At 63.3% G+C, this 23,031-nt stretch carries 18 protein-coding genes; 12 read left to right on the forward strand and 6 right to left on the reverse strand.

What is annotated here, in order from left to right:
* Positions 1-49 precede the first annotated feature (49 nt).
* Together KUV41_RS16720 and KUV41_RS16725 are read left to right on the forward strand one after the other, a co-directional pair.
* Positions 50-793 carry a gamma-glutamyl-gamma-aminobutyrate hydrolase family protein gene (locus KUV41_RS16720; protein ID WP_222163524.1) on the forward strand — a complete coding sequence of 248 codons (744 nt, stop codon included), beginning with the start codon at positions 50-52 and terminating at the stop codon, positions 791-793.
* Between the two features lie 261 nt (positions 794-1,054).
* Positions 1,055-1,417 carry a hypothetical protein gene (locus KUV41_RS16725; protein ID WP_206943369.1) on the forward strand — a complete coding sequence of 121 codons (363 nt, stop codon included), beginning with the start codon at positions 1,055-1,057 and terminating at the stop codon, positions 1,415-1,417.
* A 154-nt stretch (positions 1,418-1,571) separates the two neighbouring features.
* Here the strand turns inward: KUV41_RS16725 and KUV41_RS16730 are convergent, their stop codons facing one another.
* Entirely contained in the window at positions 1,572-3,551 is a 1,980-nt protein-coding gene (locus KUV41_RS16730) for a Na+/H+ antiporter NhaC family protein (protein ID WP_222486811.1), read from the reverse strand.
* A gap of 264 nt (positions 3,552-3,815) precedes the next feature.
* On the opposite strand from KUV41_RS16730, the gene KUV41_RS16735 reads away from it, so the two are divergent.
* Complete coding sequence (locus KUV41_RS16735; RefSeq protein WP_222486812.1) at positions 3,816-5,231, forward strand: aspartate aminotransferase family protein; 1,416 nt, start codon at positions 3,816-3,818, stop codon at positions 5,229-5,231.
* 137 nt (positions 5,232-5,368) lie between these two features.
* Here KUV41_RS16735 and KUV41_RS16740 read toward each other — a convergent pair whose 3' ends face one another.
* From KUV41_RS16740 to gatC, 4 genes are all read right to left on the reverse strand, one after another.
* Positions 5,369-5,920 (reverse strand): cupin domain-containing protein, encoded by a 552-nt coding sequence (locus KUV41_RS16740; RefSeq protein WP_206943364.1) that lies wholly within the window; start codon positions 5,918-5,920, stop codon positions 5,369-5,371.
* Between the two features lie 75 nt (positions 5,921-5,995).
* Positions 5,996-7,450 carry an Asp-tRNA(Asn)/Glu-tRNA(Gln) amidotransferase subunit GatB gene (gene gatB, locus KUV41_RS16745; protein ID WP_206943362.1) on the reverse strand — a complete coding sequence of 485 codons (1,455 nt, stop codon included), beginning with the start codon at positions 7,448-7,450 and terminating at the stop codon, positions 5,996-5,998.
* Positions 7,450-8,910, reverse strand: coding sequence for an Asp-tRNA(Asn)/Glu-tRNA(Gln) amidotransferase subunit GatA (gene gatA / locus KUV41_RS16750; protein WP_222486813.1), 1,461 nt, complete (start codon positions 8,908-8,910; stop codon positions 7,450-7,452). The genes gatB and gatA overlap by 1 nt, the downstream gene beginning before the upstream one ends.
* A 54-nt stretch (positions 8,911-8,964) precedes the next feature.
* On the reverse strand, positions 8,965-9,252 hold the full coding sequence (gene gatC, locus KUV41_RS16755; protein ID WP_206943358.1) for an Asp-tRNA(Asn)/Glu-tRNA(Gln) amidotransferase subunit GatC: 288 nt from the start codon (positions 9,250-9,252) through the stop codon (positions 8,965-8,967).
* 175 nt (positions 9,253-9,427) lie between these two features.
* On the opposite strand from gatC, the gene KUV41_RS16760 reads away from it, so the two are divergent.
* The 7 genes from KUV41_RS16760 to tldD all read left to right on the forward strand — a co-directional run bounded on the left by KUV41_RS16760 (position 9,428) and on the right by tldD (position 19,695).
* Positions 9,428-10,465, forward strand: coding sequence for a rod shape-determining protein (locus tag KUV41_RS16760; protein ID WP_206943356.1), 1,038 nt, complete (start codon positions 9,428-9,430; stop codon positions 10,463-10,465).
* A gap of 77 nt (positions 10,466-10,542) precedes the next feature.
* Entirely contained in the window at positions 10,543-11,442 is a 900-nt protein-coding gene (gene mreC / locus KUV41_RS16765) for a rod shape-determining protein MreC (RefSeq protein ID WP_206943355.1), read from the forward strand.
* The gene (gene mreD / locus KUV41_RS16770) at positions 11,442-11,930 is read left to right on the forward strand and encodes a rod shape-determining protein MreD (RefSeq protein ID WP_206943353.1); all 489 of its coding nucleotides are present in this window, start codon (positions 11,442-11,444) and stop codon (positions 11,928-11,930) included. Before mreC ends, mreD begins: the two co-directional genes overlap by 1 nt.
* 19 nt (positions 11,931-11,949) lie before the next feature.
* Positions 11,950-12,585: a Maf family protein gene (locus KUV41_RS16775; protein WP_222486814.1), complete on the forward strand. Its 636-nt coding sequence runs from the start codon at positions 11,950-11,952 to the stop codon at positions 12,583-12,585.
* Between the two features lie 258 nt (positions 12,586-12,843).
* Positions 12,844-14,307: a ribonuclease G gene (gene rng / locus KUV41_RS16780; RefSeq protein ID WP_222486140.1), complete on the forward strand. Its 1,464-nt coding sequence runs from the start codon at positions 12,844-12,846 to the stop codon at positions 14,305-14,307.
* A gap of 4 nt (positions 14,308-14,311) precedes the next feature.
* Entirely contained in the window at positions 14,312-18,247 is a 3,936-nt protein-coding gene (locus KUV41_RS16785) for a YhdP family protein (RefSeq protein WP_222486815.1), read from the forward strand.
* Positions 18,244-19,695, forward strand: coding sequence for a metalloprotease TldD (gene tldD / locus KUV41_RS16790; protein WP_222163511.1), 1,452 nt, complete (start codon positions 18,244-18,246; stop codon positions 19,693-19,695). The genes KUV41_RS16785 and tldD overlap by 4 nt, the downstream gene beginning before the upstream one ends.
* Positions 19,696-19,867: 172 nt before the next feature.
* Here the strand turns inward: tldD and yjgA are convergent, their stop codons facing one another.
* Positions 19,868-20,371, reverse strand: coding sequence for a ribosome biogenesis factor YjgA (yjgA, locus tag KUV41_RS16795; protein ID WP_222486816.1), 504 nt, complete (start codon positions 20,369-20,371; stop codon positions 19,868-19,870).
* 153 nt (positions 20,372-20,524) lie between these two features.
* Here yjgA and pmbA point away from each other — a divergent pair, with 153 nt between their 5' ends.
* Positions 20,525-21,865: a metalloprotease PmbA gene (gene pmbA / locus KUV41_RS16800; RefSeq protein ID WP_222163509.1), complete on the forward strand. Its 1,341-nt coding sequence runs from the start codon at positions 20,525-20,527 to the stop codon at positions 21,863-21,865.
* A 71-nt stretch (positions 21,866-21,936) separates the two neighbouring features.
* Positions 21,937-23,028: a DUF1214 domain-containing protein gene (locus KUV41_RS16805; RefSeq protein ID WP_222486817.1), complete on the forward strand. Its 1,092-nt coding sequence runs from the start codon at positions 21,937-21,939 to the stop codon at positions 23,026-23,028.
* Positions 23,029-23,031: the final 3 nt, after the last annotated feature.

The raw sequence follows: 23,031 nt of genomic DNA on the forward strand, positions 1-23,031 counted from the left end.
CAATGTATGTTGAGCAAACCATAACAAGTGAACGTTCAAGAGGGAGAGCATGAATATCCGTCCCCTGGTAGGAGTCATCGCGTGTCGCCGTGACGTCGAAGGTCATCCGGCGCACATGGTCACGGACAAGTACGTGAGAACGCTGCGTGACTACGGTCTCGAGCCGGTCGTGCTTCCCGTCTGGGAAGAGCAACGCGACGAGGACGTGAGTGCCTTGCTGGCACGCCTTGATGGTCTTGTGCTCACCGGCAGCTACACCAATGTGTTGCCCGAGCGTTACGGGGCGCAACGGGCCCCGGAAAACACTCGCGATGACGTGGCACGGGATGCTGCTGCCATGAGCTGGATTCCCCTGGCGCTGGAGCGCTCACTGCCGCTGCTGGGGATCTGCCGGGGCTTTCAGGAAATCAATGTGGCCTTCGGTGGCAGCCTGCATCAGGCCGTACAGCGTGTCCCGGGGATGCTGGATCACCGGGAGCCCGAGGGACACAAGCAGCAGCAGTATGCTCCCGTGCACGACGTGACGATCGAACCGGGAGGCCAGTTGGCGGCGCTGTTCGACGAACCGGTAGCCAAGGTCAATTCACTGCATCAACAGGGCGTCGACCGCCTGGGTGAAGGCTTGCGTGTGGAAGCCCTGGCCCCTGATGGCCTGGTGGAGGCAGTTTCTGTAGCGCAGGCACCGGGCTTTACCCTGGCTGTCCAGTGGCACCCTGAGTGGGAGTCTGCTTCCCATCCGCTTTACGACGCCATCTTCCGAGGGTTTGCCAAGGCTTGCGCAAGTCGTCGGTAATATCGTCGTTAGATGGAGGTTATTGACTCGTTTTGGTGTAAGACATGGATTACATCAGAGGCGGTGACGCTGAGCTGACGCGGGTTTTCGCCAGGACAACGGTGAGTGCTGGGGTCGGCGGCGTCGATGTTGATGCCTCGACAGGCATAGAAACTACATTAAGCTGACATCGTGGTCATGCTCCCGGGGAAGTGGCCCTTCCCCATTGCAGTTCCAGGGCTGCCCGGGAGAATTCTTTTGAGAATTCGCAAGGAGAGAGCGATGGTGCTTAAGCGTGTGTCTGCGATGGGTATGCTGGCGGGCTCAATGCTGCTGTTCGGGGCAGGTCTGGCCGTGGCTGAATCGTCGTCAATGTCCGGGGAGCAGTCTACGGCAGAAGAGGAGTTGCGCCAGGCGTTGGAGGAAAGCCACGCGGAATCTCAGCCGGGCGAAGGCATGATGGAGCAAGATAATGCCACCATGCTGGAAGGCAGCGCTGCTGCCACCGAAAAGCGGCAGGAGATGCTCGAGCACGCTGATCCTGGTAGCACTGAAGGCGCCATGGACGGCTACAACAGTGACATGCTCGAGGGTAGTGAGGCAGCCAACGAAAAACGTCAGGCGATGATGAACGAAGAAGGCTAAGCCATATCGGCTCGGCGGTTTCGCCGGTTTTTTATCGCCATGTCTTTTCGCAGGTAGACCATCAGCGGCACCGTCTCAGGACGGTGCCGCTGTCGTTGGTGGATAGCGTTCGTAGCGAGTCGAGTGCAGCCAGGCAGCCGCCTGGCATGCACGGTCAGCCGTGGGAGAGCGTCGGTGTGCTTGAGGGAACCGTCGCGCGTTGGCCCAGCAGGTAGAGGCAGGCGGTCAGCGTAAGCGCGCCTGCTCCGAGCCCCAGCCACCAGGGGAGTCCCAGCCCGGTCATGCCGGCACCGAAAATCAGTGCCACCAGCCCTACCAGCAGCGCGTAGGGCAGCTGTGTGGTGACGTGTTCGATCAACTCACAGCCGCTGGCCATCGCCGCCAGCAGGGTGGTTTCGGCCAGTGGAGAGCAGTGGTCGCCCCACACTGCTCCGGCCAGCACGCCCGCCACGGACGCGTAGAGCAGTGGCATGCCTTCCGCACTACCGGCCATGTCGTGGTGGTCAAGAACCGCCCAGGCCAGCGGCACCACCAGAGGCATCATGATGCCCATGACACCCCATGACGAGCCGGTAGCAAAGGCGGTGAAACCGGCAAGACAGAAGATCACCGCCGGTAGCCACTGTGGTGACAGGCTCTCGCCCAGGACGGACACCAGGTAGTCACTGGTATGCAGCGCGTCATTCACCCCTGCCAAGGCCCAGGCCATCATCAGGATGGTGATCGGCAGCAGCATCGACTTCACGCCCTCGAACCAGTAATGAAGCGTCTCCGTCATGCGCATCAGCCCCTGGGCCAGGGTCAGCACGACGGCGCATAGGCAGGCCGCAAGGGAACCCCACATCATGGCGCTGAACGAGTCGCCTTCCCCGAAGACGTCGCGCAGCAGATGTGGTCCCTCGCCGAGCGACGCCAGTCCGGTGGTGTAAATCCCGCCGAGGGTGACCCCGACCAGGACCAGCATGGGCACAACGGCGTTCAGTGCGCGATGGGGGATACCTTCCTTGGTGGCGATGTCGGCCTCCTCGACGATCGCCTCTCGGCTGCTGAGGCCTTGCCGCTCCCCTGGGGATGCCAGGGCGCGTCTCTCGGCTTTCAGCATCGGGCCAAAGTCGCGGCCGGTCCAGGCCACCAGAAAAACGAAGACCAGCGCGAGAATGGGGTAGGCGTTGTAAGGAATGGCGTTGACGAATACCGAGTAGGCCGAGGCATCCCAGTCATCGATCCCCGCCATCGCCTCGCTGATCAGGCCCACCTGAAACCCGATCCAGGTCGTGACCAGCATGATGGCGGACACCGGCGCCGCAGTGCTGTCGACAAGGTAGGCCAGCTTGGCGCGAGAGACGCATAGCCGATCGGTGATATGTCGCATGGTGTTGCCGACGATCAGAGCATTGGCGTAGTCGTCGAAAAAGATGGCTAGCCCCAGCAGTGCGGAGGAGCTTTGGGCTTGGCGACGTCCGCGCACCACCCGGGAAATGCGCTCGGCAATGCCGCGGGTCCCGCCGTTGCGGGAGATGATCCCCACCATGCCGCCAATCAACAGGCAGAACAGTACGATGGACATGTGATCGCTGTCGCTGGCGGCGTTCAACACGTGCACATTCACCGAGTCACCGAAGGCGTTGAGCAGCGCGGTTGGATGCATGCCATGCAACACCCAGCCGCCCAGCAGCAGGCCAGTGAACAGCGCCACGATGACCTGGCGAAAGGCCAGCGCCAGCGTAATGGCGCTGAGTGCTGGCAGCAGCGATAGCCATGCAGGAATCGGGTCAAGCACAGCAGTGGCCAGGCTGGCGTTGGCTGCGTCCACGAGCGAGACGGTGTATGTCTCCTGGCCGAGCACCAGCTCCAGGCTGGCCTGGCCGGCGTCGTCGGCAATCAACTGACGCTCAGGGAGCAGTCTCTCGCTGCCGGAAGGGAGAGTGTGGCGTGTCTCGATACGATAGGAGGCGCCCGGTTCCAGACCACTGGCCTCGATGTGAGTCGGGACCTCTGCAAGGATGAGTTCGGCAGTGGAAAGGTCAGGCTGTGCGTGTGCGGGTGACGACAGGATGGCGGCAAAGGCCAGGCACATGGCCCAGCAGCAGGCGCGCCCAAAGCACTGGCGCAACAACGGGGTAAGGTGATGCATAGGGACTCCCGGAAAGTGATTGGAATGGTTGTTGGTCTGGGGAGAGTTGTGTCAATGAAAATTGGTCTATGTTGATTGGGTCGTCAAACAAAAAAATTAAGATTTACATCTAATGTCGACATTTTCTTACGGTCATGAACCATATAACAAAGGGTTAGCTTCGTGTTGGGCGAAAGGATGATCGATCTCTTGGCAAGAAAGCGTATGGTGGTTATGTTGAATAAAACATAACGTTTATCCTCTGCCGTTTTGGGAGAATCGGCCATGACCCTGAAGGACAGCACCACCCTCAAGCAGCTGGACAGTGCTCACCACCTGCATCCCTTTACCGATTTCAAGGCGCTTGGGGAGGAGGGCAGTCGCATCATCGTCGATGCCCAAGGCGTGTACATACGTGATGCCGACGGCAACCGAATACTGGATGCCATGGCGGGGCTGTGGTGCGTCAACCTGGGGTACGGTCGCAAGGAGCTGGTCGACGCCGCCACCCAGCAGCTGACTCAGCTGCCGTACTACAACAACTTCTTCAAGACCTCGCACCCACCGGCGGTGGAGCTGGCCGCGACCCTCTGCCGTCTCGCTCCGCCGCACATGAACCGGGTGTTCTTCACCGGTTCAGGCTCCGAAGCCAATGACACCGTCGTGCGTATGGTGCGGCGCTACTGGGCATTGAAGGGGCGTCCGCAAAAGCACTGGATCATTGGTCGCGAGAACGGCTATCACGGTTCCACGGTGGCGGGGATGAGCCTTGGGGGTATGGCACCCATGCATGAGCAGGGTGGGCCCTGCGTACCGGGGATTACCCATGTTCGTCAGCCCTACTGGTATGGCGAGGGCTTGCCCGATGCCAGCTGTGAGGACCCCGACAGCTTCGGTCGTCGCTGCGCCGAGGCGCTTGAGGCGCGCATTCAGGAGCTGGGCGCCGATCAGGTGGCGGCATTTATCGCCGAGCCGGTACAGGGTGCCGGTGGCGCCATCATCCCGCCAGACAGCTACTGGCCGGCCATCAAGGAGGTGCTGGATCGGTACGATATCCTGCTGGTGGTGGATGAGGTGATCTGTGGGTTTGGTCGCCTGGGAGAGTGGTTCGGCAGTGTTCACTACGACCTGGCCCCCGACCTGATGCCGATCGCCAAGGGGCTGTCGTCAGGTTATCTGCCTATTGGCGGCGTGCTGGTCGGTGACCGTGTCGCCGAGACCCTGATCGAGGAGGGGGGCGAGTTCTATCACGGCTTCACCTACTCAGGGCATCCCGCCTGCGCCGCTGTGGCGCTGAAAAACCTGGAGCTGATGCAGGCCGAGGGGATCGTCGACAAGGTCCGCAACGAGCTGGGCCCGTACCTGGCGTCACGCTGGAAGGCCCTGGAGGCCCATCCATTGATCGGCGAGGCACGCTCGCTGGGGTTGATCGGTGCCCTGGAAATTGTCGCTGACAAGGCCAGCGGGCAGCGCTTTGACAAGGCCCTGGCCGTGGGCAATCTGTGTCGTGACATCTGCTTTGAAACGGGGCTGGTGATGCGCTCGGTGGGTGACACCATGGTCATCTCACCCCCCTTGGTGATCAGCCGTGACGAGATCGATGAGCTGGTGCGTCTCGCCGAGCGTGCGCTGGACGAGACCTTGCGGCGGCTCGAAGCGCAGGGTGTCAGTATTGCGTCCTGCGAGCAGGTGGAGTCATGACGCGTCTCCAGCCTGTGATGAGCGTGTAACGCCCAGTGAAAGCGCCTTGCCCTGGATAAGGGGCAGGGGAAGAGGTCACGCCTGGCGTGGCCTCTTGTTGTATCAAGGGAGGGGTGGGCGAGAGGAGAAGACGGCTGCTAGAACGTGCGGGCAGGGGTGGCGCAGCTGACCAGTCGGCAGGCCTCTTTGCCGGGATTGCGGAAGCGATGAGGCACATTGGTGTCGAAGTAGTACGCTTCGCCGGCAGCGAGCATACGGGTTTCAGCGCCAATGGTGATTTCGATGGCGCCCTCGAGGATGACGCCCGCTTCCTCTCCCTGATGGGTAATCATCTCGCGCCCTGTATCACTGCCTGGGGGATAGGTCTCGATCATGAACGACAGGGCCCGGCTATCACGATTGGCGCCAACCAGCTTGAAGATGACGTCGCCACTACCCACGTCCGTCAGCTCATCGGCACTGTAGAAGACCTGATTCTTGCTCTCGAGGTCCATGGTGAAGAAGTCGCCGACGCTCATCGGAATGGCGTCCAGGATCTTCTTCAAGGAGCTGACGGAGGGGCTGACCTTGCCTTGTTCGATCAACGACAGGCTGGAGTGGGTGACGCCGCAGCGCTTGGCCAATTCCCGTTGAGAGATGCCGCGCAGGGTTCTCAAGGCCCGTAGTCGGGCTCCGACATCGTCAGACATGGTGACTTCCTAGGCCGCTAGTGGACGAGAGGCCCCGGGACAGCCCTCGCTGTCCCGGGAAGGCGTGCGTCAGTTTCAGCACAGAGCGTCGAGTTTTTCCTTGAGCAAGCCGTTAACCTGCTGAGGGTTGGCGGTGCCGCGAGACGCTTTCATCACCTGGCCGACAAAGTAGCCGATCATCTTGCCGCGCTTATCAGGCTCTGCATCCCGGTACTGGGCGACCTGGGCGGGGCTTTCGCTGATGACCTGATCCACCATGGCCTCAATCGCCCCGGTGTCGGTGACCTGCTTGAGTCCCTTGGTCTCGATGATCTGGTCGGCGCTGTCACCTTCCCCATTCCACAGGGCCTGGAAGACCTGCTTGGCCGCCTTGCCGTTGATGGTCGAGTCGATGACGCGCTTGATCAGGCCGCCAAGCTGTTCGGCGCTGACGGGGCTGTCGGAAATGTCGAGCCCGTCGCGGTTGAGCGCCCCGGACAGTTCTCCTTGCACCCAGTTGGCCGCCTGCTTGGCGTCGCCGCAGAGGTCCTTGACCTGCTCGAAGTATTCCGCCATTTCACGGCTGGCCGACAGCACTCCGGCGTCGTAGGCGGACAGGCCCAGTTCGTCCTGGAAGCGCGCGCGCTTCTCCGCAGGCAGCTCGGGCAGGCTCTCGCGCAGGTGGTCGACGTAGGCGCAGTCGAGCACCACGGGCAGCAGGTCGGGGCAGGGGAAGTAGCGGTAGTCGTTGGCTTCTTCCTTGGTCCGCATGCTGCGTGTCTCGTCTGCCTCCGGGTCGTACAGGCGGGTTTCCTGCACCACCTTGCCGCCGTCCTCGATCAGCTCGACCTGGCGCTCGACTTCATAGGCAATGGCGCGCTCGACGAAGCGGAACGAGTTGACGTTCTTGATCTCGGCACGGGTGCCGAACGCTTCCTGACCCTTCGGACGTACAGAGACGTTGACGTCGCAGCGCATGGAGCCTTCGGCCATGTTGCCGTCAGAGATTCCCAGGTACGTCACGATGGAATGGATGGCCTTGAGATAGGCCGCGGCCTCCTTGGCCGAGCGCATGTCCGGCTCGGAGACGATTTCCAGAAGGGGCGTGCCCGCGCGGTTCAGGTCGATCCCGGTCATGCCGTGAAAGTCTTCGTGCAGCGACTTGCCGGCATCCTCTTCCAGATGAGCATGGTGAACCCGAATGATCTTGCTGGTGCCGTCGTCCAGCAGGATCTCCACTTCACCAGCGCCGACGATGGGGTGGTACATCTGGCTGGTCTGGTAGCCCTTGGGCAGGTCGGCGTAGAAGTAGTTCTTGCGGTCAAACACCGACACTTCGGGAATGTCGGCATGAATGCCCAGGCCGAACTTGAGCGCCATGGCCACGGCTTGCTCGTTCAATACGGGAAGCACGCCGGGCAGCCCCAGGTCGACAGCGTTGGCCTGGGTGTTGGGCTCGGCACCGAAGGCGGTGGACGAGCCGGAGAAGATCTTGGAGCGGGTCGCGAGCTGTACGTGCACCTCGAGACCGATCACGGTTTCCCATTCCATCAGCGGTTCTCCTCGGTCATCGCGGGACGCTTGGTATGCCAGTCGGTGGCCTGCTGGAACTGGTGTGCCACATTGAGCAGGCGGGTCTCGGCAAAGTGTGTGCCGAGAATCTGCAGTCCAACCGGACGCTGGCCGGAGAAGCCTGCCGGAACGCTGATGCCGGGAATGCCGGCCAGGTTCACCGCGATGGTGTAGATATCCTGCAGGTACATGGAAACCGGGTCTTTCTGGGCACCCAAATCAAAGGCGGGTGTCGGCGCGGCCGGCCCCATCAGCACGTCGACCTCTTCGAAGGCGTCGAGGAAGTCCTGACGGATCAGTCGGCGCACTTGCTGCGCCTTCTTGTAATAGGCGTCGAAGAAGCCTTCCGACAGGGTGTGGGTGCCGATAAGGATGCGACGCTTGACCTCTTCGCCAAAGCCTTCTGCTCGAGAGCGCTTGTACAGATCGACCAGGTCCAGCGGATTGTCGCAACGGTGGCCAAAGCGCACGCCGTCGTAGCGTGACAGGTTGGACGAGGCCTCTGCCGGCGCGATCACGTAGTAGGCCGGAATGGCGTACTGAGTGTGCGGAAGGCTGACCTCGCGCACGCTGGCTCCCAGCGACTCATAGACCTTGATGGCCTCGTCGATGGCCTGACGAACACCACTGTCCAGGCCGTCTCCAAAGTACTCGCGGGGCAGGCCGATCTTGAGGCCGGACAGCGGTGCTGTCAGTTCCTCGGTGTAGTCGGGGACGCCGCGAGCCACACTGGTGGAGTCGCGCACGTCATGGCCGGCGATGGCATTCAACAGATGCGCGCAGTCCTCGGCGCTGCGGGCCATGGGGCCGCCCTGATCCAGGCTGGAGGCGTAGGCGATCATGCCGTAGCGCGACACACGGCCGTAGGTGGGCTTCAGGCCGGTGATGCCGCAAAAGGCCGCCGGCTGGCGAATCGATCCGCCGGTGTCGGTGCCCAGCGCTGCAGGCACGAAGCCGGCGGCGATGGCAGCGGCGCTGCCGCCGGATGAGCCGCCGGGGACAGCGTTCAGATCCCAGGGGTTCTTGACCGCCCCGTAGAAGCTCGACTCGTTGGAGGAGCCCATGGCGAACTCGTCCATATTGGTCTTGCCAAGGCTCACGCTGCCCGCGGCCTTGAGCTTCTCGACCACGCTGGCGTCATAGGGCGCGACGAAGTTGTCGAGCATTCTGGAGCCGCAGCTGGTGCGCACGTCCTTGGTACAGAAAATATCCTTCAGCGCCAGCGGTACGCCGGTCAGCGGTCCTGCCTGGCCGTTGGCCCGCGCCTGATCCGCGGCGTCGGCGGCGCTCAGCGCCTGGTCGGCGGTCACGGTGATAAAGCTGTTGATCGTCTTGTCGTGGCGATCAATACGTCCGAGCAGATCCTGGGTCAGCTCGCGGCTGGAGATGGTGCCGGCAGCAAGTGCCTGGCTGATCTCTGTCAGCGTCTTGTCATGCATGGGCCTGGCTCCCTGTGTGCGTGAATCCAGTGTCGAGAAAAAAGGGGCGAGGCGTCATTCGACGACGCGCGGCACCAGATAGAGGCCGTTTTCGACCTGAGGTGCGCAGCGTTGAAAGTCGTCGCGTTGGTCAGTTTCGGTGACCTCGTCGGCGCGCAGGCGCTGGGTGGCATCGAGGGGATGGGCCAAGGGGGCGACGCCCTCGGTATCGACTGCCTGGAGCTGGTCAACCATCTCCAGGATCCGGCCGAGATCATCGTGGTAGTGGGCAGCGTCATTCTCTGAAAGGTCGATCCGGGCCAGGTGAGCGGCACGGAGTACCTCGGCGTGTTCAAGCGCCATGATCAATTCCTCGACGGAAGGGTCCATGAAATGACCGCAGAAGGTACCACATTCCGGGGCGCTCGGGCAGGTCTGCCCGGTCAAGTGAGACGCGCAACACGCTTGCCGCTAGGGGGGGTCAGTGATACCGTTTGCGTCCGCACAGGGTTTCCGGTCTGCACTAGGTATCTTTTCCATGTTCAAACGTTTACGAGGTGTGTTTTCCAGCGATCTGTCGATCGATCTGGGGACGGCCAATACGCTCATCTACGTGCGTCATCGCGGGATCGTCCTGGATGAACCCTCCGTGGTTGCGATCCGACAGTCTGGCAACATGCGCAGCGTGGCGGCGGTGGGTGCCGATGCCAAGCGCATGCTGGGCCGCACCCCGGGAAACATCACTGCCATTCGTCCGATGAAGGACGGCGTCATCGCCGACTTCACCGTGACCGAGCAGATGCTCCAGTATTTCATCCGCAAGGTGCATCAGAGCACCTTCCTGACGCCTAGCCCCCGGGTCCTGGTGTGCGTTCCCTGCATGTCTACCCAGGTCGAGCGCCGTGCCATCAAGGAATCCGCCGAGGGGGCTGGTGCCCGTGAAGTCTTCCTGATCGAGGAGCCGATGGCGGCTGCTATCGGCGCCGGGCTGCCGGTGGAGGAAGCCCAGGGTTCGATGGTCGTCGATATCGGTGGTGGTACCACAGAGATCGCCATCATCTCGCTCAATGGCGTGGTCTACTCCGAGTCGATTCGTATCGGCGGCGATCGCTTCGACGAGGCGATCAGCTCCTACGTGCGTCGCCACTATGGCAGCCTGATCGGTGAGGCGACCGCCGAGCGCATCAAGGAAGAGATTGGCTGTGCCTATCCGGGTGGCGAGCTGCGCGAAATCGACGTGCGTGGCCGTAACCTGGCGGAAGGCATTCCGCGCAGCTTCACGCTGAATTCTCACGAGATTCTGGATGCGCTGCAGGAGCCGCTCGGCTCGATCGTCTCAGCGGTCAAGAGCGCCCTTGAGCAGTCTCCCCCCGAACTGGCCTCTGACATCGCCGAGCGTGGCCTGGTGTTGACCGGTGGTGGTGCACTGCTGCGCGATCTCGACAAGTTGATCGCCGAAGAGACCGGCCTGCCTGTGGTGGTCGCGGACGATCCGCTGACTTGCGTCGCCCGTGGCGGCGGCAAGGCCCTGGAAATGATTGATCAGCATACCTTCGAGCTGCTCTCCAGCGACTGACAAGGTGTGGCCCAGGATCTCCAGGGAGTCGGCCTATCAAACCGCTGTTCTCGCATGGCTCCGTCCCCGGGTATCGCATGTTGTTGTGTGCGGTGCTCGCGGGTGGGCTGATGTTTGTCGATACGCATTTCACCCGCATGGAGTCGGTGCGTGCCCAGCTGTCGACGCTGGTTGCCCCTATCCAGTGGGTCGTGAGCCTGCCCAGTGATGTGCTGAATTGGGGGGCTCTGGCATTGTCCGAGCAGCGTTCTCTGGTCGAGGAGAACGCGCGTCTACGTGAACAGCTGCTGACGCTCTCCCATCGGGTCCAGCGGATGGCCAGCCTGACCGCGGAAAACGTCCGCCTGCGCGAGCTGCTCGATGCCGCCCGAGACCATGAAGTTCCCTACCTGACTGCCGAGCTGCTGTCCCTCGATCCAGACCCCTTCACCCATCAGATGGTGATTGACCGTGGCCGTCGCGATGGCGTCTATGTGGGCCAGCCGGTGATGGACTCGTCGGGTATCGCCGGGCAGGTCAGTGAATTGTCCGCCTATTCCAGTCGCGTCCTGATGCTGACCGACGCCAGTCACGCGCTACCCATCCAGGTCAATCGCAACGGTCTGCGCTTCATCATTCAGGGAACGGGCAACTACGATGCCCTGAAGGTCCTGCATGTACCGGATACCGCAGATATTCGGGTCGGCGACCTGCTGGTCAGCTCCGGCCTGGCGGGACGTTTTCCCGCAGGCTACCCGGTGGCCAGGGTCAGCGACGTGGGTCATGATCCCGGCGAGCCGTTCGCGACGGTCAGCGCGGCGCCGGTGGCACAGCTTCAGCGCTCGCGGCATTTCCTGCTGCTGTTCCCACCGGAGCCGGCGCTAGAGGTGTCTCGCGGCCGCTGGCACCCTGACCTGGATCCGGTTGCCATCGAGTCGGCTCGCCGTCTTGGCGAGCTACTGCTGCCACCCGAGGACGACACCGAGGAGGACAACTGATGGCTGCCACTCCACGGGCCAGTCTGTTGCTGGTGTGGCTGACACTGGCCTTGTCGCTGTGTCTCCAGGTCATGCCCATGGCCGATGGTTGGCAGGTTTGGCGACCTGACTGGCTGGGACTGATGCTGCTGTACTGGTGCATGACGCAGCCTGATCGCGTGGGCGTGTTCCACGGCTTTGCGCTGGGGCTGTTGCTCGACCTGATCGAAGGGGCGCCGCTGGGGCAGAGTGCCTTGACCTTGTCGCTGCTGGCCTTTCTTGGCGCGCTGGTCTATCCCAGATTTCGCACGTACTCCCTGGTTCAGCAGGCGGTACTGATCTTCGTGCTGCTGGGACTGGTGCAGCTGGTAGAACAATGGCTGCGCACGCTGTTCGGGCCTTTTTCGATGCATCTGTCGTTTCTCATGCCCTCGCTGATCGGGGCCGCCCTGTGGCCGTGGCTGGTCACTCTGTTCAAGGCGCTGGGCCGGCGTGCGGTTCGCGAGTAACCTGGTCAGGAGTCTGTGCATGCCTTCCGCTAGCGACCTTCCCTTGTCGAACACGCTGCTTCTGGCGTCGGCCTCGCCGCGTCGACGGGACTTGCTGGCGAGTATCGGTGTCGAGGTCGAGGTCTGCCCCGTGGACATCGATGAAACGCCGCATCCGGGTGAGCAGGCCGTGGACTATGTCGCGCGCCTTGCCCGGACCAAGGCGACCGTCGGTCAGCGTGCAGGACTGGCCCAGCCGGGGGCGGCGAGTGAGGACCGGGTCACGCTGGGATCTGATACCGCGGTGGTCCGCGATGGGCAGATTCTTGGCAAGCCAGTGGATGCCGCAGAGGGGTTTGCCATGCTGCGCTCGCTCTCCGGGCGTGATCATCAGGTGATGACGGCTGTGGCAGTGACCGGGCCAGCGGGTCTGCTGGAGGTCACGGTCGTCACTGACGTCACCATGCGGATGATCGAAGACGCCGAGATTCATGCGTATTGGCGCAGCGGTGAACCCCAGGACAAGGCCGGGGGATATGCCATCCAGGGGCTTGCCGCGGTGTTCGTCGAGCGCATTGCCGGCAGCCATTCGGCGGTGGTGGGACTGCCGTTGTTCGAGACGGCCGCCTTGCTTCGACAGCAGGGCATGGCGCTATGGTGTGGGGCCCTTCCCTAAAGGATGTGGGGCCCTTCCCTAGAGCACTGCGTTGCGGTGAATCGCTGTGCACGGGCGGATGACAGGCGTCGTCGACACCGGTGGCGCAGCGTTGAGGCCCACTTATCTGGCGTCATCTATCGCTGCGCGATGGCAAGCGGGTCGAAAGCGCGTATGCTGCATCAATCCGTATGGCCAGGATGGCCGAGACAGGCATCGTCGCAACGGTGGGTGGCTATGTCATAATGGCGCCAGACATCAAAGGACAAGGACAGCCGCATGAGTGGTGAAGTACTCATCAACCTGACGCCGATGGAAACCCGCGTAGCCGTGGTGGAAAATGGCGTGCTCCAGGAAGCCTTCATCGAGCGGGCCAGGCGGCGCGGTATTGTCGGCAATATCTATCAGGGCAAGGTCGTTCGAGTGTTGCCCGGCATGCAGGCCGCCTTCGTCGATATTGGTCTGTCACGTGCGGCCTTCATTCACGCCCACGACGTCGGTGATCACGCCGCCAGTGGCGAAGAGCAGCCGTCCATTTCGCATCTCCTGCACGAAGGCCAGTCACTGGTCGTCCAGGTGACCAAGGACCCCATCGGTTCCAAGGGGGCTCGCCTGACCACCCACCTGTCGGTACCCTCCCGCTACCTGGTGTACATGCCAGATTCGCCCCATAACGGGGTGTCCCAGCGTATCGAGGACGAGAACGAGCGAGAACGTCTGCGAGAGCTGGTCGAGGCGGCCCAAGCCGAGCAGCAGATTGACATCACCGGCGGCTTTATCGTGCGCACCGCTGCAGAGGGTGTGACCCTCGAGGAAATGGCGGCGGACATGCACTTTCTGCTGCGGCTATGGCGCAAGGTCAGCGAGCGCAAGATCACGGCCCCGGCCCCCAGCGTCATCTATGACGACCTGCCCCTGTTCATGCGAACCCTGCGCGATGTCATGCGTGATGACATCGAGAAGGTGCGCATCGATTCCCGCGAGAACTTCGTCAAGCTGGTCGAATTCGCTGAAGAGTTCATGCCGACGGCGGTCGGGCGGATCGAGCACTATGCCGGCGAGCGCCCCATCTTCGATCTGTACAGCGTGGAAGACGAAATCCAGAAAGCGCTGGCACGCAAGGTGCAGCTGAAATCCGGTGGCTATCTGGTGATCGACCCCACCGAGGCGATGACCACCATCGACGTCAATACCGGCGGCTACGTGGGTCATCGCAATCTGGAAGAGACGATCTTCAAGACCAATCTCGAGGCCGCTACCGCCATCGCCCGGCAGCTGCGTCTGCGTAATCTGGGTGGCATCATCATTATCGATTTCATCGACATGGTGGACCCCGAACATCAGCGGCAGGTGCTGAGAATGCTCGAGAAGTCTCTCGAGCGTGACCACGCCAAGACCAAGTGTACCGGCGTCACCGAGCTTGGGCTGGTGCAACTGACCCGCAAGCGGACCCGTGAGAGCCTTGAGCAGACATTGTGCGAGCCCTGCCCATCCTGCCAGGGACGCGGCACGCTGAAGACGCCGGAATCTGTATGCTACGAAATCTTCCGGGAGATCCTGCGCGAGGAGCGTGCCTACAACGCGGAGACCTACGCAGTGCTGGCCTCCCAGGCCGTGGTCGATCGTCTGCTCGATGAAGAGTCGGCGGCAGTGGCTGATCTGGAAGAGTTCATCGGCAAGACGATCCGCTTCCAGGTCGAGACTCACTATTCCCAGGAGCAGTACGACATCGTGCTGATGTGATGTGATGAGGCCGATTCGCCTGCTGACTCGCTGGTTACTGACGCTGGTGGCGGTGGTGCTGGCCCTCGCCGCACTGCTGTCGGTGCTCCTGCGTCTCTCTCTGGGCCAGGTGGATCGGCTGGAAAGCACGCTGATCGACATGGTCGAGTCTCGCTTCGAGGCTGAGGCCCACCTGGTCGAAATGAACGGGGCGCTGCGGGGGCTTGACCCCGAGCTGTCGCTGGATGGCCTGCGCCTGGAAGCGCGCGACGCCCTGGGCAGCTATCCGCTGCTGGAAGTCGAGCAGGGGGAGGTGCGCCTGGACACCCTGGCCAGTCTTCAGCAGGGTATTCCCGTCGCCGACAAGGCGCATTTTCAGGGCGTGACCCTGCATCTTTACCAGGACCGTGAGCGTCGCTGGTTGTGGCCCAAGCCGGCCCGCATTCCCCCCGAACTCATGCCTGATGGCGAATTCAACCTGCAGCGTCTGGACTTCTGGGTCGGCGTGATGCTGCGTCAGCGGGCCTGGGTCGATGATCTACGCGTGGTGCTCCACGGGCGGCGGGAAGTGACCACCCTGCATGCGCCCCGGCTGTTGATGACCGGGAACGAAACACGCACCCACATCGAAGGCGAGATTTTCATTGAAGACCGCTCCATGGAAGCCATGGAAGTGGTCATGGCGCTGACCCCCGGCACTCGGGATGCCGGCAACTTCAGTGCGGCGCTGCAGGGCACCATGCAGCTCGACAGCCTGACCGGACTGTCGCGCCTGATCGGTATCGAAGACGTGCTCAGGCTGGATGAGGCCAGCGGTGATGCCACGGTATGGGCCCGTTGGGATAACGGACGGCTGGCGGATGTGCGTCTGGATGTGCGGGCGCCGCGTATCGCGCTGAACCAGGATGATCATGGCCCATCGTCGGTAGCCCCTGAGGCACCCGCGGCAGAGCATGGCGGCATCGTGATGACGGGGGCCGAGCTGAGAGGGCAGTGGCTGCGGCGTGGGGTCGATGACTGGGAAGCCTGGTTCGAAGGCGACACTGAAGACGTGCTGTGGACGGGCAACGATGGTGAACAGGCCCCTGAGGGCAGCGCGCTGCCGCGTTTCTGGCACGTGGCCAGTCGAGAGGATGGCTGGTGGGCCAACGCCAGTGACTTCGAGCTTGGGGCGCTGGCCCAGTGGCGGGAACGGGTGCGCCTGCCCGAAGGGCTGTCGCGTGCGGTATCGGCGTTGCAGCCAAGAGGGCGCGTCACCGGGCTAGGTTTTGGCAAGCGCGAATGCGAGTGGCGGGCCCGCGTCAGCGCCGAGGGCGTCGAGGTGGATCCCTGGGAGGATGCGCCAGGTGGGGGCCCCCTCGATGTGTGGGTCGAGGCCGATGGCACTCGAGGGAAAGTCGACTTTGTCGATACCGGTGCAGCGTCCATGTACTTCCCTAACCTGTTCTCGGCACCGATGGCACTGGACTACGCCACCGGCCAGGTGCAGTGGTCCTACGATGGTCCGCGCAGCTACGTCAGTGGGCGAGATCTCAGGGTAGGCTGGCGCGGTGCCAAGGTCGACGGGGAATTTGGCCTGGCGATTGCCGGAGACCGGCGCGGGGGCTTCGGCCTGTCCCTCGATATGCGTGACGTCAACGCCCGCGATACCGCGCTCAGTGAGTGGCTGCCGATGCCGCTGCTGCGAAACGATGTCGACCCTGAGCTGGCCGAATGGCTCGCCAGCGGCCTGGCGGGGCGGGTGCCCCAGGGGCAGCTGAGGTTGCACGTGCCCCTGCGTGAGCAGGACAGCCTCGACAGCGATGCCGAGGGTGGTGACAGGTTGGACACCACACTTGGGCTTGAGCTCGACATTGTCGATGGGCGTGTTCCCTACGCCGATGGCTGGCCAGCGCTTCAGCAGGTGCGCGGACATCTGTCCGTCGAAGACGATAGCCTGGAAGCCCGCGTCGATCATGCTGAAAGCCTGGGAGTGGTCACAAATGATGCTCGCGTCAGCTTGCAGGACCAGGTGCTGAGCGTAGACGGACCGCTGACTGCTTCGTTGACCGATCTACTGCGGTTCCTGGGCGAGATGCCGGTGGATGGCGTCGACGCCGCCAGTGACTGGCAAGGCGAGGGGCAAGTCCAGGGTGAGCTGGCCTTGCGTATGCCGATGGACGACCCTGACGGACTGTCTCTTAGCGTCGAGGCCAATGCCGAAGCGTCATCGGTCACCCACCAGAGCACCGGGCTTTCCTTCGAGAATGTTCGCGGGCCGCTGACGTGGCAGCAGCACGGCGACGATGGCGGCCTGTCGGGGCGACTTGATGGTCGCGTGCTGGGCGGTGACGTGACCGCAGAGCTGGAAGGCAGCAACGACAGCGTTGCCCTGTCGGGGCGTGCCGAGGCGCCTGCGCTGCTGGACTGGGCGGGACTGCCTTCGGGGGCGTTGATGTCCGGTGCCTTTCCATGGCGCGGGCGCTTGAACCTGGAGGCTCAGCGCTTGCAGCTCGACAGTACACTGGAGGGCCTGACGATCGAGCTGCCGGCCCCCCTGGGCAAGCGTGCCGCGGAGCGTGTACCGCTTGCGCTGGATCTACGCCTGGGTGATGCCATGAGCCTGAGTGCCGAGTACGGCAACAGTGTCGGCGCCAGGTGGCGCGATGCCGGTGGTGGCCAAGGCCAGCTGTGGATCGGTCGGTCGGCGCCTGCCGCCTGGCCCAGGGAGCGAGGCGTGGCGGTGTTGGCGCATCTTCCAAGGCTGGATCTCACGGCCTGGGCGGATGCCCTCAAGCCCCTGGCCGGCAGCATGCCGGGTGGTGGTTCCGGCAGTGGCAGTGGCAGCGTGGGTCTGGCCAGGGTCGAGGCCCGCAGCGACTGCCTCAGCGACGGCGACCGCTGCCTGGGTTCCCTGGTCATCAATGCCAGTCCCGAGCAGGGTGGCGGCCAGCGCTGGAACGCCTCGCTGGACGGTAGCCTGCTCAGTGGCCAGATGCGCTATCGGCCCGGCACCCTTCAGCCACTGGTGCTGGATCTCGACCGGCTGACCTTGGATGACCTGATTCCGGCGTCTTCAGGGCAAGCGGTCGCCGGGGCCGAGGCCGGTTCACTGTTTGGTGAGCTTGAGGTGGCCGAGGAACCCGCCGAATTTCCTGCCCGCGTGCGAGATCTGCCTGACGGGCGACTCGACATCCGTACCATCCAGTACAAGGGCAATCGGATGGGCCCCTTCAGCGGTGAGTGGCGGACCCAGGATGATCGTCTGTCGGTAGACCCTGTCGCCTTGACCCTCGGCGAAGTCAGTGCCAATGGATCACTGATCTGGGAAGCCTCTGGCAGCAGCCACAGCCTCACCAGGTCCCGGCTGGCGTTGACCGGGGGGGATCCTGGTACCGCCCTGGCTGCGCTGGGCCAGGAGGTCGCGGTGCGTGCCGAGCGTCTGGATGTGGACAGTCAACTGGCCTGGCCCGGCGCGCCCTGGCAGTTCGCCCTGGCCCGTTCGAGGGGTAGCCTGGAGGTGAGCATGCTGGACGGTGCCTTCGCCAACATCAGTTCGCCATCGGCCAAGGTGGTGGGGCTTCTTAATGTCGATAACCTGCTGCGTCGACTGCGCCTGGACTTCACCGACGTCACCGGTTCAGGAACCGCCTTTGACCGTGTCAGCGGTAACGCAACCCTGTATGGTGGAGTGCTGGAAACCGATGGGCCGATCCGCATCGACGGACCGGCGACCGACTTCACGCTGGACGGCTCCGCCGACCTTGCCAGGCGTCAGCTGGACCTGATGCTCGGCGTCACGGTGCCCGTCAGCAACAACCTGCCACTGGCCGCTGTGGTCGCGGGCGCTCCCATCGTCGGTGGGGCGCTGTTCGTGGCCGACAAGCTGTTCGGTGACGTCATCGATCGGGTGACGCGAATTCACTATCTGGTGCAAGGTCCATGGACGTCGCCCCAGATCACTCTGGAAAGTGCCCAATGACATCACATCCTGCGAGCCTCGAAGAGGCGGTTGCCACTCTGTTGACCCCCGGCGGGCTTGACCTTGGCGGACTTGATGCCGGTCTGCGGCATGCCCTCGGGCCGGGCATCGACTATGCCGACCTGTATTTCCAGCGCGCCTGGCACGAAGGCTGGGTGCTGGAGGATGGCGAGGTCAAGGAAGCCAGCTACAACATCGACGGTGGTGTCGGGGTGCGTGCGATGGCCGGTGAAAAGACCGGCTTTGCCTATTCCAACCAGATTACCGCGGATGCGCTGGCGGAGACCGGACGAACTGCCTCGGGCATCGTGCGAAGCGGCGCCAGTCTCAACCAGGCGCCCCGCATCGTGGTCAGTGCAGAGCCCCGCTATGCGGGCATCGACCCCTTGTCGGGGCTGTCGGCCGAGGACAAGGTCGCGATGCTGAAGCTGGCCGACCGGGTGGCCAGAGCAGCCGACCCCAGCGTTACCCAGGTCAGTGCCTCGCTGTCCGGCGTCTATGAAGTGGTCCTGGTCACCGCCAGTGACGGCACTCTGGCGACCGATGTGCGTCCGCTGGTGCGCTTCAACGTGAGCGTGATTGCGTCTCGTAATGGGCGTCGGGAGCGGGGCAGCGCGGGAGGCGGTGGTCGTTACCCGATGGCGCGCCTGCGTGACGAGGGTGTCGCCGAAACCTATGCCAAGGAGGCCGTGCGCCAGGCGCTGGTCAACCTGGAAGCTGCGGATGCGCCGGCCGGGCAGATGCCCGTCGTGCTGGGGGCCGGGTGGCCTGGAATTCTGCTGCATGAAGCGGTGGGACACGGGCTTGAAGGTGACTTCAATCGCAAGGGCAGTTCCGCGTTCGCCGGCCGTATCGGTGAACGGGTGGCGGCGCCAGGGGTCACCGTGGTCGATGACGGTACGCTGACCGATCGGCGTGGTTCGCTGTCGGTGGACGATGAAGGAACGCCGAGTCAGTGCACCACCCTGATCGAGGACGGCATCCTCAAAGGCTACATGCAGGACAAGTTGAATGCCCGCCTGATGGGCATGGCACCGACTGGCAATGCTCGCCGCGAGTCGTTCGCGCACATGCCGATGCCTCGCATGACCAATACCTACATGCGGGCCGGTCAGGACGACCCGGAAGACATCATCAAGAGCGTCTCTCGCGGTCTTTACGCCGTGAGTTTTGGTGGCGGTCAGGTCGATATCACGTCCGGCAAGTTTGTGTTCTCTGCCAGCGAGGCGTATCTGATCGAGGACGGGCGCATTACCGCGCCGGTGAAGGGGGCTACCCTGATCGGTAACGGGCCCGAAGCCATGGGCCGAGTGTCGATGATTGGACACGACATGGCGCTGGACACCGGTATTGGCGTCTGCGGCAAGGAGGGGCAAGGCGTTCCTGTCGGCGTGGGTCAGCCCACCTTGAAGCTGGATGAGCTGACGGTTGGCGGCACCCAGTCGTGAGCGCCGCCTGACACCTACCCATGGGCGCGAGGTTCAGCGCCTTGGGTGGTGCAGGTATGGATGTCTCAGGTCGCGGTTTTTTCAGTTCTGAGTGTTCAGGACTGAGTTTTCAGGTCGTGCTGTGTAAGCCGACCCGAATGGCCGCCGCAAGGCAAGATGGCTCCCGGCGGGGCTAGAGTCCCGCCGTGTCGCGCAGCAGTTTATAGAGCCGTTTGGCGTTGGTCGGCGGCTTGTTCTGCTCGCGCTCCTTGCGGGCATTGCGGATGAGCTGGCGCAGTGCCTGACGGTCGGCGTTGGGGTAGTCTGCCAGGAAGGGTTCGACTGCGTCGTCGCCTTCCTCGATCATCCGGTCGCGCCACTTTTCCAGGCGCAGAAAGGCATGGTCGCGCTGCACCTGGGCCTGTTCGATTTCATCGAAGACGGCCTGAATGGCGTCGAGGTCTTCCTTGCGCATCAGTTTGCCGACGTACTGCATGTGGCGCCTTCTCGCCTCGCGGGCACGGATGCGATCGGTTTCCTCGATGGCGCGCAGCAGGTCGTCCGAGAGCGGGAAGCGTGCACGTTCGTCCGGTTTCATGGCGATGAAGCGTTCGCCCAAAGCCTGCAACTCGTGCATTTCGCGCTTGAGTTGTGACTTGCTGGGGCGGTCGTCGGGGGAGAGGTCTTGCTGGGTCATACCGGGTCCCTGATGAAGGCAGCTGGGGCAGCGAAGAGGCGAACGCCAACAGGCGGCGCCCGCCAAAGCTCAGGAGTATACCAGCCCGAGCCGACATGAGCGGCAAGGGATGACAGTCTCAAGCGGTCGATCGGGCCGCAGAAGGAGTAGAAGATGACACAGGCGTTTGATGCCACAGCCCAGCAGAGATTGCTGGAAGGGCGCGCCGAGAGCGCTGTAGCACTGGCCCGGCGGCTAGGAGCTGATGCCTGCGAGGTAGGTGCCAGTGTCGATCAGGGGATCGGTGTCAGCGTGCGTGAAGGCGATGTCGAGTCGGTTGAGCTGTCCCGTGATCAGGGCATTGCGGTGACCGTCTATCTCGGTCAACGCAAGGGCAGTGCCTCCTCCACCGACGCCAGCGATGCGTCGATCAAGAGCGTGGTCGAGAAGGCTATCGCCATCGCCCGCTACACCGGGGAAGATCCCGCTGCGGGCCTGGCCGATGCGCAGCTTATGGCGACCGAACTGCCGGATCTCGATGTCCACCATCCCTGGGCGCTGGAAACGGATGAGGCCATTCAGCGAGCCCTGGCCTGCGAAGCCGCCGGACTTGCTCGTGAGGGCATTCGCAGCTCTGACGGTGCCAGCCTGTCCAGCGGTGAGGGGGTGCGTGTCTACGCCAATAGCCATGGCTTCATGGGCAGTCAGCGCGGCAGTCGTCACTCATTGTCGTGCATGCTGATCGCGGAAGACGCCTCCGGCATGCAGCGCGACTACGATTACACCAGTGCCAGGGACCCCAAGGCCCTGCGCGATCCTGCCGAGGTCGGCGACAGTGCTGCCGAGCGCACCCTGCGTCGTCTTGGTGGCCAGACGCCGCAGACCGGCCGCTTTCCGGTCATGTTCGACCCGAGTCTGGCCAGTGGCCTGGTAGGGCACTTGATGTCGGCCCTCGCTGGAGGCGCGATCTACCGGGATGCATCGTTCCTGTGCGGGCGCCTGGGTGAGGCGCTGTTCCCGTCCTGGTTCGGTCTTGGTGAGCATCCGATGCTGGTGGGCGGCATGGCGAGCAGCCCGTTCGACGGTGATGGCGTGCAGACCCGTGACAATCGCTTTATCGAAGATGGCCGCATCGCCAGCTACATGCTGTCCGCCTACAGCGCGCGGCGCCTCGGCATGCAGACAACGGCCAATGCCGGTGGTGCGCGCAATCTGCGCCTGGTCGGTGCCACCACGCCCCATGGTGACATGCTGGCGCAGATGGACCGTGGGGTGCTGGTGACCGAGCTGATGGGGCAGGGGGTCAACGGCGTCACCGGCGACTACTCCCGTGGCGCTGCCGGTTTCTGGGTCGAAAATGGACGGATCCAGTATCCGGTCGAAGAGTTTACCATCGCCGGAAACTTGTCACGCATGTTCCAGGGGCTGGTGGCGCTGGGGGACGATGTCGATACCCGCGGCAGTATTCACAGCGGCAGCTGGTTGATCGACGAGATGACGATCGCTGGCAGTTGAGGCCCGAGAGCTGTGCCCATCACAGCCGATACCCTGGCCCAGGGTTGACGTAGGATGTGGATTGCGGCGCTATGCTGACAGTAATGATCGAGTCAGGCATGGGGAGCGTCATGGTGTGGAGACAGTGGGGTGGCTGCCTGGGGGCGGTGATGTTGACGCTAGCTTCCGTTCAGGCAGACGAGGGGGGCGGTACCGGCGCTGGCGATGCCGTTACCCTCGATACCTATATCAGGGCCCAGACCGACCACCATTTTCAGCGCTACGCTGATGACGGTTACTTCGGCACGCTACGCCATGATCGCGCGCCACTGCCTGCAGACGCGGACGTGCTGCGCCCCAATCGAGATGTGTTGCACAGTGTGGGTCTATTCGACCTGAGTTCTCCGGTAACGATCTCGACCCAGGCGGATCCCACCCGACTGCAGTCACTGCAGGTCGTGAGTCAGGACCATTTCACTCCACTGATGGTCTATGGGGGGCGTGAGATCACCCTGGACCAGGACACGGTGGGGTCACGCTATGCCCTGGTGATGGTCCGCACCCAGGTCGATGCAGACTCGCCTGAGGATATCGCCAAGGCCAACGCCCAGCAGGACGCGATCGAGTGGTCCCAGGCCGAACAGGGTGAGATGACACTGCCCGACTGGGATGTGCAGGGTCTGGCTGACGTGCGTGAAGCGGTATTGGGCTTGTCACCCTTCCTGTCGGGCAGTCACCGCATGTTTGGCGCCGAGGGTGACGTCGACCCTGTGCGCCATCTGTGGGGGACCGCTGCCGGTTGGCTGGGCCAGCCCATTGAAGAGGCGTACTACGTCACGATCAATCCGTTGCACAACGACGGCGACACCCCTCAGGTGCTGATGCTGCCGGTCGATGTGCCGGTCACCGGGTTCTGGTCGGTGACGGTGTATGACGACCAGGGCCGCTTGATCGACGGCGCCGACGGCGCCCAGTCGGTGACCAGCAGCACGGCGGACGCCAACGAGGATGGGTCGGTAACGCTGCATTTTGGCGGGGATCCCGACGTGCCGAACTATCTGGCGATTGAGCCTGGATGGAACTACACCCTGCGCTTCTATCGACCTACCGAGGCGCTGACGAAGGGGGAATGGCTGCCCCCTTCGCCGACGCCGGTCGGTTTGCCCGTGCCTGCTTCCAACTAGAAC

Origin of the sequence: Halomonas sp. DP8Y7-1 (assembly GCF_019801685.1) — a bacterium.
Taxonomy (GTDB): Bacteria; Pseudomonadota; Gammaproteobacteria; order Pseudomonadales; family Halomonadaceae; genus Halomonas; species Halomonas litopenaei_A.